The sequence below is a fragment of the Flavobacterium sp. FlaQc-52 genome (genome assembly GCF_044007495.1).
Taxonomy (GTDB): Bacteria; Bacteroidota; Bacteroidia; order Flavobacteriales; family Flavobacteriaceae; genus Flavobacterium; species Flavobacterium cupriresistens.
The window spans coordinates 139,625-153,499 of the sequence record NZ_JBIPCV010000011.1; the positions used below are offsets into that span (position 1 = coordinate 139,625).

Consider the following 13,875-nt stretch of genomic DNA (forward strand, 5'->3'; position numbering starts at 1 on the left):
ACACTATAATTGATAACCCGTTTTTTATCAAAACATTAGCATTAAATTTTAAAACAAAAAAAATCCAAATCCCAATAAATAAAATTGGAATTTGGATTTTAAAATATTGAAATTTAATCTGATTTAGTCCAGAATAAAACTAACCGTTACGTTTGCTGTAATTTCGATTTCACCAATTGCAAGAGTTTCATTTGAAGCTCCTCCCATTGCATCTGCAGACTCTGACTTTCTCATCGCTGCATACATGGGCTGTGGACGGTAGATTTGTGAATTATCAGAAATTGTAATTGCCTTACCAACTTTTTGACCCAAAACAGACACATAATCTTCTGCTTTTGCTTTAGCATCTTTAATCGCCAATTTTCTAGCTTCTGATTCGTGTTGCGCTAATTTAGAAGATTCAAAAGAAACATTATCCAAACGATTAATTCCTTGTTGAACCAAACCTTCCATTAACTCATCGTACTTAGATAAATCTTTTAATACAATTTCTACAGTCTGATTGGCATTGTAACTTGTTTTCTTTTTCTCGTAATCGTATTGTGGATTAAGAGCTACTTGTTTTGTTTTGAAATCTGCTGTTGGAATATTCATTTTTTTAATGAATTTTAAAACCGCGTCCATTTTTTCGTCATTTTGCTTTTTGACATCCTTAGCATTATTCCCTTTTGTTTCAACCGTAGCTGAAATACAAACCTGATCGGGTGCTACTTTTACTTTTCCTTCCCCATTTACATTGATTTGAGGAATTTGTTTGGTTTCTTGGCCGTAAGACATAGTCATAAACATAATTGTTAATAATAATACTAGTTTCTTCATTTTCGTGATTTTTAAATTATTTGTTAATTGCTTTTCAAAAGTTGTGCCAGCTTTACAGCTTTCCTAATTTCGCCATTCCAAAAAGTATTATAATCGGAATTGCCAACAAAATAACCATTACAGTATGATCTACTAATAAAGCAGGTTCTTTTATTAAAGTGATTAAATAACCTCCTACCGCACCTCCAAAATGAGCCGTATGTCCGATGTTATCATTCTTGGCCTTCATTCCATAAATTGAATATAATAAATATAAAATTCCAAAAAGATAAGCCGGTACAGGAATCACAAAAAAGATTCCCAACATCATATCCGGCTGTAATAAAATTGCAGAGTACAAAACACCCGTTACTGCTCCCGAGGCGCCAACGGCACGGTAACTGTAATCGTTTTTATGAAACAACATGGTAAGTAAACTTCCGAAAATTAAACTTCCAAAATAAACTAAGATAAAAGAAAAATTGCCTAACCAATTTAAAACTACAGGAGCGAAAAACCAAAGTGTAAGCATGTTAAAAATCAAATGCATCATATCGGCATGCAAAAAACCTGATGAAAGCATTCTGATTTGCTCTCCGGAACGAATACTTCCGACGTGAAATTCGTACTTTCTAAAAAATGCAAAATCATTAAACCCCTTGTAACTTATTAGTACGTTGGCAACTATTATCCCAATCAAAATGGTATTCATAAAAAATGTTTATTGTGAAATGTAAATATAATCATTCTTCAACACAAGTGAGTAAGAAACCAAAATATCGGTCGTTATTCATTTTTCTTTTATATTTGTAAAAAAAAATACATGCAATTCCTCGTTTATATTTTAGCCTATCCTATTCTCTGGCTTATCTCTATACTTCCTTTTCGAATCTTTTATTGGTTTTCTGATTTTGTATTCTTTCTGGTATATTATGTTTTAGGATACAGAAGGAAAGTGGTTCGCGAGAATCTGGCTTTAGCATTACCCCATTTAAGTGATGCGGAAAGAAAAGTAATCGAAAAGAAATTTTATCAGCACATGTGCGATATGTTTCTTGAAATGATCAAAACGATGAGCATTTCCCCTGAAGAAATGGAGAAAAGGTTTACCGTAACCAATATGGAAGTTATTAGAGAATATGAAAAAAAGGGCAAAAGTGCCATTTTGGTCACGTCACATTATGCCAGTTTTGAATGGATTCTGACGATTAACAAAAAATTACTCTTTAAAGGAGTTGGTGTTTATAAAAAAATCGCCAATCCTTATTTTGATAAACTGGTTCGAAAAATCAGATCTAAATACGATACTGAATTAGTAGAAACCCGAAAAACAATTCCGCTTATGGCGCAAAATCAAAGAGACGGAATTCTGAGTCTTTACGGTTTGGCAAGCGATCAGTCACCAAAATTGGATCGTATTTTTCACTCGAGTTCTTTTATGGGAATCGAGGTTCCTGTTCACACCGGATCAGAAATGCTGGCTAAAAAATACGATTTAAGCGTTATTTTCTTCAAAGTAAAAAAGATAAAACGTGGGTATTATGAAGGTACTTTCATTCCGATCTGCGACAATCCAAGGGATTATGAAGACTTCAAGGTCACAGAAATGTATCTGGAAGAAGTAGAAAAACAAATTCTTGAAGCTCCGGAATATTATTTGTGGACACATAAAAGATGGAAACATAAGGTTGAGAAATAATCTTTTCTAAAGTAAAAAATCCAAAAAACGACATTTGTTTTTTGGATTTTTTTTTGAAATTTACTGATAGCGCAGAATTTAGATTTAGGAAAAACATTGAAGTCTTTGGTCAATAATTTTCTTCACCATATAAGTAATGTAAGCACATTTGAGTTTTTTCTTTGGCTAGTCCATCCTAAACAACGGAAAGTTTATTGTTTCGATATCTCCACTATTTTTACATGAACCTTTTGCACACAACACTAAAAAAAGTAACAAAAGTTTGATTTTCAATACTAATAGAAGTAAAAACTCTAAACACATGAAAAAACCACTGTTCATTTTACTAGCCATTTTTGGAACCTTTGTTCAACTTCATAGCCAAGAAAAGCCTCTAAGTCCATTAAATAATCCCGCCAACAAAAGTCTTCTCAAGTCTGAAACTTCAGAAATGAATTGGTTTATGCTTAAGGACACTCTTAAAGTACAAATAGGAAAGGTACAAACCCAAATTCAGAAAAAGAAAGAGAAAATCTACATTATCACAACAGTAGATATGAAACAATCAACTACAAAATGGGTTGACAGCACCATTGTTGAAACACAAAACTTTAAACCCGTCTATCATTCCTCCTTTAATCAACAAAGAGACATGGTATTGAAATTTGGAGAAAAAATCACGGGTTATTACTTAGACAAAAAAACAGGAACTAAAACAAACATTTCCGAAGAAGTACATAAGCCTTTTTTTGACAGTAATTTCTATCCACAATTGATACGATTACTTCCTTTGAAAGAAGGTTATTCAAACACCATTTCGATTTTTGATTATAATCCTGCAGCTAAAATTGGAGCTATTACCGCAACAATTAAAAATACCCAAGAGACAACTATCACTTTTAAAGGACAGAAAAAACAGGTCTGGAAAGTTGAAACCACTGATGATATTTCAAATAACACGGCTATAAGCACCTATTATATTGACAAATCGACAAGAAAAATATTGAAACAGGAAATTGATTTTGGCGGTAGAAAAATGTTAATGGAATTGGTAGATTAGGCCTTACTGATTAAAAGGCTTAAACGCAAAGTTAGCAAGGGACACAAAGATTTGTTCTCTTTAAAAAAAAGACTTATGAATCTATCGATGAAAATAAAAAACTATACGAACGCTTAGTTCAAGTGGAAAAAGATAAAGTTGAATATTTAGAGAAATTACTAAAAGCCAAATAAACTTTTATAAAAGATATTAATTCAAACTAAAAAGGCTGCCCTTTCGGACAGCCTTTTTGTTGTTTTATTGGGTTTTGTCACAAGGATAAAACTCAAAATTCACACAGATTTTCAGATTTATGTACGTTTATTGTCTTCAAAATCTTATCTCTAAATCTTCAAAAAAGAAATTAAATCCCTGCAATAGCCTTAATCTCATCAATAATTCGAAGGGCTAAAACGTCTGCTTTTTCCTGAGACGGCGCTTCGGTATAAATGCGAATAATAGGTTCTGTATTTGATTTTCTTAAATGTACCCATTCGGTAGCAAAATCAATTTTCACACCGTCGATTGTTGAGATATCTTCGCTTTTGTATTTTTCTGTCATAGCGACTAAAATCGCATCAACATCAATTTGTGGTGTTAATTCGATTTTATTTTTACTCATATAATACTCCGGGTACGACGCTCTCAATGCTGAAACTGACATCTTTTTATTTGCCAAATGCGTTAAAAATAAAGCCACACCAACCAAGCTGTCACGCCCGTAATGTGATTCCGGATAGATAATTCCACCGTTACCTTCACCACCGATAATAGCATTGTTTTTCTTCATCAATTCAACCACATTCACCTCACCTACTGCGCTCGCTTCGTAGTTTCCTTCGTGTCCTACTGTTACATCACGCAAAGCACGTGAAGAAGACATATTTGACACTGTATTTCCGGGAGTTTTACTCAATACATAATCTGCACAAGCTACCAATGTATATTCTTCTCCAAACATTTCTCCGTCCTCACAAATAAATGCCAGACGATCCACATCTGGATCAACTACAACTCCTAAATGTGCTTTTTCTTTTACAACCAATTCTGAAATATCGGTTAAATGTTCTTTTAAAGGTTCCGGATTATGAGGGAAATGTCCGTTTGGTTCACAGTATAATTTTACCACTTCAACGCCCATTAATTCTAATAATTTAGGAATAATAATTCCCCCTGACGAATTTACTCCATCAACAACTACTTTAAATTTTGCCGCTTTTACTGCTTCAACATCAACCAAAGGCAAATTTAAAACCTCGTCGATATGAATATCCATATAAGCATCATTGATCGTAATTTCTCCCAGATTATCCACATCTGAAAAATCGAAAGCTTCAGCCTCGGCAATTTCCAAAATTTTAGCTCCTTCCGCTCCGCTTAAGAATTCTCCTTTTTCATTCAATAATTTTAAAGCATTCCATTGTTTTGGATTGTGAGAAGCCGTCAGGATAATCCCACCGTCTGCTTTTTCCAAAGGCACAGCAACTTCTACAGTTGGCGTGGTGGAAAGTCCAAGGTCAATTACATTAATTCCTAAACCAATTAAGGTATTTACTACGAGATTATGAATCATTGGACCAGAAATTCTGGCGTCACGACCAATTACAACTGTTAATTTTTCTTTTGAAGTATTATTTTTAAGAAAGGTTCCGTAAGCCGAAGCAAACTTTACCGCATCAACAGGAGTCAGGTTGTCTCCCACTTTTCCTCCAATGGTTCCACGTATACCTGAGATAGATTTTATTAAAGTCATTTTTTTGAGATATGGTTATTTATTACAAATATAAAAAAGTTGCCGAGTAACTAAGATGCTTAAGTGCTAAGATTTTAAAATAATATTAAAGCATCCTTACTATTACATACTAAGTTTTATAACAAAATGATTTAAAAAGTTTTTATACATTTACTAAAATAAACGTATCGCTTTCGAAACATCGAAATGATACTAACTCCAAAAAACATGAATTTCCTAGCACACATTTATCTGTCAGGAGACAATGATTTAATAAAAATCGGCAATTTTATGGCCGATGGAATTCGTGGAAAACAATTTGAACATTTTCCGGAGGATGTCCAAAAAGGAATTATCCTGCACCGATCGATTGATACTTATACCGATTCACATACTGTTTTCAGACAGAGTACCAAACGGTTACATGACAAATACCACCATTACTCGGGTGTGATTGTAGACATCGTTTACGATCATTTTTTAGCCAAAAACTGGACAAAATATTCAGATGAAAAACTGGAAACTTTCATTAACCGATTCTATAGGTCATTACACGAAAACTATGCTATTCTCACTGAAAAAACGCAGGGTCTAATGCCTTATATGATTCAGAGAAACTGGCTTTTAAGTTATCAGACGGTTGAAGGAATCCATCAGATTTTAACCCAAATGGACCGAAGGTCAAAAAACGAATCAAAAATGCAGTATGCCAGTGCCGAATTAAAAGAATTTTATACTGAATTCGAGCAGGAATTTACGCTCTTTTTTGAAGATATAAAAGAACATTCAAAACAAAAATTACTCTTATTATGAGAAAAGTTACACTACTGTTTACCTTATTATATATTAGCTGCTCAGCACAACAGACTCCAGCAAAACCAACCGGATTAGTCGTTACCAAAGCAATGGTGGTTTCTGCCCGTGAGGAAGCATCCAAAATAGGTGTTGAAATCATGAAAAAAGGCGGTAATGCTTTTGATGCCATGGTTGGTACTGAATTAGCGCTTGCCGTTGCTTTTCCGTTTGCCGGAAATATCGGCGGCGGCGGGTTTATGGTTTACCGAAAAGCAAATGGCGAAGTCGGATCGTTAGATTATCGTGAAAAAGCGCCATTAGCAGCCACAAAAGATATGTTTCTCGATAAAGACGGAAATGTAATTAAAGGAAAAAGTACGGAAACTGCTCTTGCTATTGGAGTACCGGGTACGGTTGCCGGTGTTTTTGCTGTTCATAAAAAGCTAGGGACACTGCCTATGTCCGAAATTCTAAAACTCGTAATTGCTCTTGCTGAAAAAGGCGTAGTTGTAACTCAAAAACAAGAAAAAAACTTAAAAAATTATCATGAAAGTATTGTCAAAATAAACGGAGAGCAAACACTACTCGCGGGAAATTTCAAGGAGAATGATACTATTAAATATTCCGCTTTGGCGAAAACTTTGAAAAGGATTCAAAAAAATGGAAGAAATGAATTCTATAAAGGAGAAACTGCCAAAATTCTTGTCGATTATCTTCAGAAAAAAGGTGGAATAATCACACTTGAGGATTTGGCGAAATATGAAGCAAAATGGAGAAAACCGCTTCAGTTTACTTACAAGGATTTAAAGATCACTTCTATGGCACCACCCAGCAGTGGCGGAATTTGTCTGGCACAAATTTTAAAAATGATCGAACCTTATGATTTATCTAAATTAGGACATAATTCTGATGCATCTATTCAAATCATTGTTGAAGCCGAAAGAAGAGCTTATGCAGACAGAAGTCAATACTTGGGTGATCCGGATTTTGTTAAAGTACCGACAAAGGCTTTAATGGATGGTTCTTATTTAAAAGACAGAATGTCAACTTTTAATCCGGAAAAAGCCAGTTTATCTTCCGAAATAAAAGAGGGGAAAATTACCTATAATGAAAGTACCGAAACGACACATTATTCGATTGTAGATCAATTTGGAAATGCTGTTGCTGCGACTACAACCCTTAACGATGCTTATGGTTCTAAATACTATTGCGATGAATTAGGTTTCTTTTTGAATAATGAAATGGATGATTTCAGTGCTAAACCAGGTTCTCCGAACATGTTTGGTTTGGTGGGAAATGAAGCCAACAGTATTGCACCTCAAAAGCGCATGTTAAGTTCTATGACTCCAACAATTGTTGAGAAAGATGGTAAACTATTTATGGTAGTAGGTACACCGGGCGGGTCTACGATAATAACTTCTGTTTTACAAACCATTCTAAATGTTTACGAATACAACTTAAGCATGCAGGAAGCTGTAAATGCACCTCGTTTTCATCATCAATGGTTACCTGATCTTATTACTTTTGAGCCTGATACTTTTGATACTAAGACCATCGAAAAACTAAAAGCTAAAAACTATCTGATCAACGAAAAATCTACTCCAATTATCGGAAAAGTGGATGCTATTTTGGTATTGCCAAATAAAAATTTAGAGGGTGGCGCTGACTTCCGTGGTGACGATAAAGCAGCCGGGTTTTAATTTAGTTCCCTTTTTTTACTGGTTTTTTAAAGATTATAACTTAAATTTGTAGTATCCATAATTTTTAAAACAGAATGCTAAAAAAATATTTCAGAAGACTAGAAAGCATAATTGCTTTGGGGCAATCGCTAATGACACCAAAGCAATTTATTTTTTTATCAAGTGTTTTAATTGGTATTTCTTGTGCTCTTGCGGTAATTGTTTTAAAAACATTTGCCCATAGCGTATTTTCATTTGCTACCTATATCAATGGGATTCTTAAATTGAGTTTCATCAATAGTTTACTTCCTATTATCGGAATTTTGTTAACCGTTTTGGTTGTCAAAAAAGTACTAAGCGGAACCATACAAAAAGGAACTTCTCAAATCCTTTATGCAGTGGCCAAAAAAGCAAGTATTATCCCTAAGAAACAAATGTACGCTCAAATTATAACCAGTTCCCTGACTGTTGGTTTGGGAGGTTCTGCAGGTTTGGAGAGTCCGATTGTAATTACAGGTGCTGCTTTTGGGTCTAATTTTGCTCAAAATTATAAACTTCCTTATAAAGACAGAACTTTACTTATTGGCTGCGGAGTAGCTGCCGGGATTTCGGCTGCATTTAACGCACCTATTGCCGGGGTTCTTTTTGCTATTGAAGTCTTGTTGGTAGATGTAAGTATTTCTGCTTTTACCCCTATTATGATTTCTGCTGCAACAGGGGCAATTGTTTCCGCTATTTTATTGGATGAAAGCATCTTATTATCTTTCAAACAACAACAAACATTTAATTATCACAATACTCCTTTTTATGTAATTTTAGGAGTACTTACCGGTCTTGCTGCTATTTATTATTCTCGAAATTTTCAGAGAGTTGAACATTACTTTTCAAAACTGGAAATGGGGCCCTATAAAAAAGCATTAATCGGATCTTCTATGTTGGCAGTTCTGATTTTTATTTTCCCTACCCTTTTTGGAGAAGGTTATGAAAGTATAAAAACACTATCAGAAAGTGATCCCGGAAAATTACTGGACAATACCCTTTTTAGTGAGTACCGAGACAATAATTGGGTGCTGCTCATCTTTGTTGGATGTACCTTAATGATAAAAGTTTTAGCCTCCGGTTTAACTATCGGAAGCGGTGGAAATGGAGGTAATTTTGCTCCTGCCCTCTTTTTAGGTTCTTATCTTGGTTATTTTTTCTCCAAATTAGTTAACATGACCGGGCTTACAAACTTACCAGTCAGTAATTTTACAATGGTCGGAATGGCCGGAATCCTAAGCGGTTTGTTTCATGCGCCACTAACAGCCATTTTCTTAATCGCCGAAATAACAGGAGGCTACGGATTAATGATTCCCTTGATGATTATATCCTCCATTAGCTTTGCTATCTCCAAGCGATTCGAAAAGCATTCCCTCGATGTAAAAGGCTTAGCCAAAAAAGGACATGCTTTTACCAGCAATAAAGATTCAAACATATTATCGACTCTTGATATTGATTCTATTATCCAGACAGATTATTTAACCGTACATCCTGATGAGAATTTAACCAAACTCGTCGATCTTATTTCCCACTCTAATCAAGTTGTTTTTGCCGTTGTGAATAACGAAAAAGATCTTGTTGGTGTGGTTCACTTTAATGATATTCGAGAAATCATCTTTAATAGTTACCGTGTAAAATACACCTTGATAAAAGACGTCATGAAAACTCCACTTGCTACCATATCCTCTTATGACAGCATGGAAATTGTTATGAGTAAATTTGAAAAAACTAAAACAGCTTTTATTCCAGTCGTACGAAATGAAAAATATTACGGCTTTATTTCCAAATCTATAGCACTTGAAGCCTATCGAACTAAGCTAAGAGCTATGACCATCGAGTAAGCTTAATATCGGATAGGTTAAAAATTTTTATTATCCGATAATAAGAAGTACCTTTGTGGTTATGTGGAATATAGACCTAATATATAGAAACGAATTTCAATCAACCTTTGAACGATTGTATCAGAAAAGGCAGGATTTGCAAACCAGCAGACCCTTGCCAAACATCGCTTTGCATAAAATTCGTGAAAGCCTTTCTTTAGAATGGACCTATAACTCCAATAGTATAGAAGGAAATACTATGAGTTTGCGAGAAACCCAAATGGTTATTCAGGAAGGGATTACCATAAAAGGCAAATCTTTACGAGAACACTTTGAGACACATAATCATGACAAAGCTATTGACTATCTGTACTCTATTGTTGATGATACTTACAAACTTAGAAGTATTGATATACTCTCTATACATGGTTTGGTTTTACGCTCTATTGAAGACGATTTTGCAGGACGTTTACGCAATGGGGGGGTCCGTATTTCCGGTGCCAATTTTATGCCTCCAAATGCAAACAAGGTTTCTGACTATCTAGACGAACTAATTGATTTTATTAATACAAACCCTTTAGGACTTAATGATATAGAACTGGCTACTATTTACCATCATAAATTAGTCTGGATTCATCCTTTCTTTGATGGTAATGGGCGTACTGTGCGTTTAAGCATGAATTTACTATTGATGCGTTGTGGGTTTCCACCTGCAATTATTCTTAAAAATGACAGGAAAAAGTATTACGAAGCCTTAAATCAGGCCAATACAGGAAACTATCAAAAACTAATACTTTTGATGTGTCAGGCTTTAGAACGTACGCTCAATATTTATCTAAATGCAATGCCGGACAGTGATACCAACTTTCAAAAAATAGCTGATATTGTTAGCGAGCCAGAGACACCTTATGGTCAGGAATATGTAAGTTTACTTGCCAGAACAGGCAAAATAGACGCTTACAAAGAAGGCCGAAACTGGTATACTACCAAAGAAGCTATAGAAGAATATATGGCTACCCGAAAAAGAAAACGCTAATTTTTATTAGCGTTTTTTGTTACAATTTATAACATAAACTTCTGCAGCGTAGTATAAAAAGAATAAATCAAAATGGTAACTTTGCTTTTTGCTCAAAATATATGTTAGAAAAAGACAATACTATTGAAGTTCTTGGTGCAAGAGTTCATAATCTAAAAAATATAGATATTTCGATTCCGCGTGAAAAACTGGTTGTTATTACCGGTTTATCTGGTTCGGGAAAATCTTCTTTGGCATTTGACACTATTTATGCCGAAGGTCAGCGTCGTTATGTAGAAACTTTTTCTGCCTATGCGAGACAATTTCTTGGCGGTTTAGAACGTCCTGATGTGGATAAAATCGACGGACTTTCTCCTGTAATTGCTATCGAACAAAAAACAACCAGTAAAAGCCCTCGTTCAACTGTTGGGACCATTACTGAAATATACGATTTCTTAAGATTACTTTTCGCACGTGGAGCAGATGCTTACAGCTATAATACGGGCGAAAAAATGGTTTCGTATTCTGATGAACAAATCAAGGATTTAATTATTCAGGATTTTACAGGAAAACGAATCAATATCCTTGCTCCGGTTATTAAAGCCAGAAAAGGACATTATGCCGAATTGTTCCAACAAATTACAAAACAAGGTTTTCTAAAAGTTCGAGTAAATGGCGAAGTACAGGATTTAGTTTCGGGAATGAAATTAGACCGATACAAAACCCATGATATTGAAATTGTAGTAGACCGAATGCTAATTGAAGACACTGCCGACAATCAGAAACGATTGGCAGAAAGCATTAATACTGCAATGCACCATGGTGAAGATGTATTGATGATTCTGGATCAAGACACCAATGAAGTACGTTATTTCAGTAGGAATTTGATGTGTCCCTCAACAGGTATTTCTTATCAAAATCCGGAGCCTAATTTATTTTCTTTTAACTCCCCAAAAGGAGCTTGTCCGCATTGTAATGGTTTAGGAACAGTACATGAAATCAATGTCAAAAAGATTATTCCGAATCCTAAATTGTCTATTAAAGCCGGTGGTTTTGCACCACTTGGAGAATACAAATCCTCTTGGATCTTTAAGCAATTAGAAGTCATTGGAGAAAAATTCAGTTTTAAGATAACAGATCCAATCGAAAAGATTCCGGAAGAAGCCATGACTATGATTTTACATGGCGGAAAAGATAAATTTACCATAAACTCAAAAGATTTAGGTGTTACTCGCGATTATAAAATTGATTTTGAAGGTATTTCAAATTTTATCAAAAATCAATACGACGAGAGTCCATCTACAACCATAAAACGTTGGGCCAAAGATTTCATGGACGAAGTAAACTGTCCGGTTTGTGAAGGTTCACGTTTGAAAAAAGAAGCTTTATTCTTTAAAATCAATACCAAAAACATCACCGAATTGTGTGATATGGACATCTCTGATTTAACAGCCTGGTTCTTAGATTTAGAAAACCATTTATCAGATAAACAACTGTTGATTGCTTCTGAAGTGGTAAAAGAAATCAAAGATCGTCTGAATTTTTTAATGAATGTTGGTTTAAACTATCTGGCTTTAAGTCGAAGTTCAAAATCACTTTCGGGTGGTGAAGCGCAACGCATTCGACTGGCAACACAAATTGGCTCACAACTAGTAGGTGTTTTGTATATATTAGACGAGCCAAGTATTGGTCTTCATCAGAGAGACAACGAAAAATTGATTCGTTCATTAGAACAATTACGTGATATTGGAAATTCGGTTATTGTGGTCGAACATGACAAAGACATGATCGAAACAGCCGATTATGTAATTGATATTGGTCCAAAAGCCGGAAAATACGGTGGCGAAATTATCAGTATCGGAACTCCGAAAGAAACTTTGGCATCTGACACGATTACCGCTCAATATCTGAATGGTAAAATGAAGTTGGAGATTCCAAAAGAAAGACGCAAAGGAAACGGTAAGTTTTTGAAACTTTCGGGAGCGACTGGAAATAATTTAAAAAATGTGACCATTGAAGTCCCTTTAGGCCAACTAATTTGTGTTACAGGAGTTTCCGGAAGTGGAAAATCGACTTTGATAAACGAAACCCTCTACCCGATTCTGAATGCCTATTATTTTAATGGCGTAAAAAAACCACAGCCTTATAAAAAGATAGAAGGTCTTGAACATATTGACAAAGTAATTGATATTGACCAGAGTCCGATTGGGAGAACACCACGTTCGAATCCAGCGACTTACACCGAGGTTTTTACAGAAATCAGAAATCTGTTTACTATGACTTCCGAAAGTATGATTCGCGGTTATAAAGCCGGACGTTTTAGTTTTAATGTAAAGGGCGGACGTTGTGAAACTTGTGAAGGTTCCGGTGTAAGAACGATTGAGATGAACTTTTTACCGGATGTTTATGTGGAATGTGAAACCTGTCAGGGAAAACGTTTTAACCGTGAAACTTTAGAAATTCGATACAAAGGAAAATCTATATCGGATGTATTGAATATGACAGTGGATGAGGCGGTACCATTCTTTGAAAACATTCCAAAGATTTACCGAAAAGTAAAAACAATTCAGGACGTCGGCTTAGGTTATATTACACTTGGACAGCAAAGCACAACGCTTTCAGGTGGTGAGGCACAACGTATAAAGCTAGCTGGGGAATTGTCTAAAAAAGATACCGGAAATACTTTTTATATACTCGACGAGCCTACAACAGGTTTACATTTTGAAGACATCAGAGTTTTGATGGATGTAATCAATAAACTGGTTGATAAAGGAAACACCATACTGGTAATCGAACATAATATGGACGTTATTAAACTGGCGGATTACATTATAGACATTGGCCCCGAAGGCGGAAAAGGTGGTGGAGAACTTATCGCAAAAGGGACACCTGAAGAAGTAGTGAAAAGTAAAAAAAGCTTTACGGCTAAGTTTTTGAAAAAAGAACTTATCTAACATTCTAAATTAAAATTATAGTACACACCCCACAATAACGATTACTTTAATTAATTGATAATGAGAAACAAAATTTTAAAAACTTGTTTCCATCGCTATATTTTGGTTAATAAATAAGTTTTTTTGCACCAACTCTCGAAAAAAGAGTTAATTTAGTATCCCTTTTTAATCAAAAAAAATCAACTTTAATCGATAAAAAGATAAAGCTGAATCAAAAACTGATGCCTTAGCTCCAGTGAAAGAGGAAATCTTATTGCTTTGATCCCTATAACTATTGGGGACCACAAAAGATTAGAATGTACAGCAGGAACGAGCTCCTGAAAAAT

Annotated in this window: 10 protein-coding genes and 1 pseudogene; 8 read left to right on the plus strand and 3 right to left on the minus strand. The window is 34.9% G+C overall.

The genetic code is table 11. The features are described 5' to 3' along the window. Positions 1-123 precede the first annotated feature (123 nt). A complete protein-coding gene (locus tag ACHRV5_RS17580) occupies positions 124-819 on the minus strand; it encodes an SIMPL domain-containing protein (protein WP_047779040.1) in 696 nt (231 codons plus the stop codon). 52 nt (positions 820-871) lie between these two features. Continuing rightward, on the minus strand, positions 872-1,510 hold the full coding sequence (locus ACHRV5_RS17585; RefSeq protein ID WP_395427634.1) for a rhomboid family intramembrane serine protease: 639 nt from the start codon (positions 1,508-1,510) through the stop codon (positions 872-874). A 111-nt stretch (positions 1,511-1,621) separates the two neighbouring features. Between ACHRV5_RS17585 and ACHRV5_RS17590 the strand changes: the two genes are divergently transcribed. The 3 genes and pseudogenes from ACHRV5_RS17590 to ACHRV5_RS17600 all read left to right on the plus strand — a co-directional run. Beyond that, the gene (locus tag ACHRV5_RS17590; RefSeq protein ID WP_395427635.1) at positions 1,622-2,497 is read left to right on the plus strand and encodes a lysophospholipid acyltransferase family protein; all 876 of its coding nucleotides are present in this window, start codon (positions 1,622-1,624) and stop codon (positions 2,495-2,497) included. Between the two features lie 301 nt (positions 2,498-2,798). Then, positions 2,799-3,536 carry a hypothetical protein gene (locus tag ACHRV5_RS17595; RefSeq protein ID WP_395427636.1) on the plus strand — a complete coding sequence of 246 codons (738 nt, stop codon included), beginning with the start codon at positions 2,799-2,801 and terminating at the stop codon, positions 3,534-3,536. Positions 3,537-3,619: 83 nt separating this feature from the next. Next, positions 3,620-3,709, plus strand: a pseudogene (locus ACHRV5_RS17600) (transcriptional regulator); the annotation flags it as partial. Positions 3,710-3,879: 170 nt separating this feature from the next. Here ACHRV5_RS17600 and glmM read toward each other — a convergent pair. Further along, the gene (gene glmM / locus ACHRV5_RS17605; RefSeq protein ID WP_395427637.1) at positions 3,880-5,268 is read right to left on the minus strand and encodes a phosphoglucosamine mutase; all 1,389 of its coding nucleotides are present in this window, start codon (positions 5,266-5,268) and stop codon (positions 3,880-3,882) included. Between the two features lie 207 nt (positions 5,269-5,475). Here glmM and ACHRV5_RS17610 point away from each other — a divergent pair, with 207 nt between their 5' ends. The 5 genes from ACHRV5_RS17610 (at position 5,476) to uvrA (ending at position 13,549) form a co-directional block, all read left to right on the plus strand. Next, a complete protein-coding gene (locus ACHRV5_RS17610) occupies positions 5,476-6,060 on the plus strand; it encodes an ACP phosphodiesterase (protein ID WP_395427638.1) in 585 nt (194 codons plus the stop codon). After that, positions 6,057-7,742: a gamma-glutamyltransferase gene (gene ggt / locus ACHRV5_RS17615; protein WP_395427639.1), complete on the plus strand. Its 1,686-nt coding sequence runs from the start codon at positions 6,057-6,059 to the stop codon at positions 7,740-7,742. The genes ACHRV5_RS17610 and ggt overlap by 4 nt, the downstream gene beginning before the upstream one ends. 74 nt (positions 7,743-7,816) lie before the next feature. After that, positions 7,817-9,601 carry a chloride channel protein gene (locus tag ACHRV5_RS17620; RefSeq protein WP_230002394.1) on the plus strand — a complete coding sequence of 595 codons (1,785 nt, stop codon included), beginning with the start codon at positions 7,817-7,819 and terminating at the stop codon, positions 9,599-9,601. 61 nt (positions 9,602-9,662) lie between these two features. Continuing rightward, the gene (locus ACHRV5_RS17625) at positions 9,663-10,616 is read left to right on the plus strand and encodes a Fic family protein (protein WP_230002395.1); all 954 of its coding nucleotides are present in this window, start codon (positions 9,663-9,665) and stop codon (positions 10,614-10,616) included. Between the two features lie 101 nt (positions 10,617-10,717). Continuing rightward, positions 10,718-13,549, plus strand: coding sequence for an excinuclease ABC subunit UvrA (gene uvrA, locus ACHRV5_RS17630; RefSeq protein WP_230002396.1), 2,832 nt, complete (start codon positions 10,718-10,720; stop codon positions 13,547-13,549). Positions 13,550-13,875 lie beyond the last annotated feature (326 nt).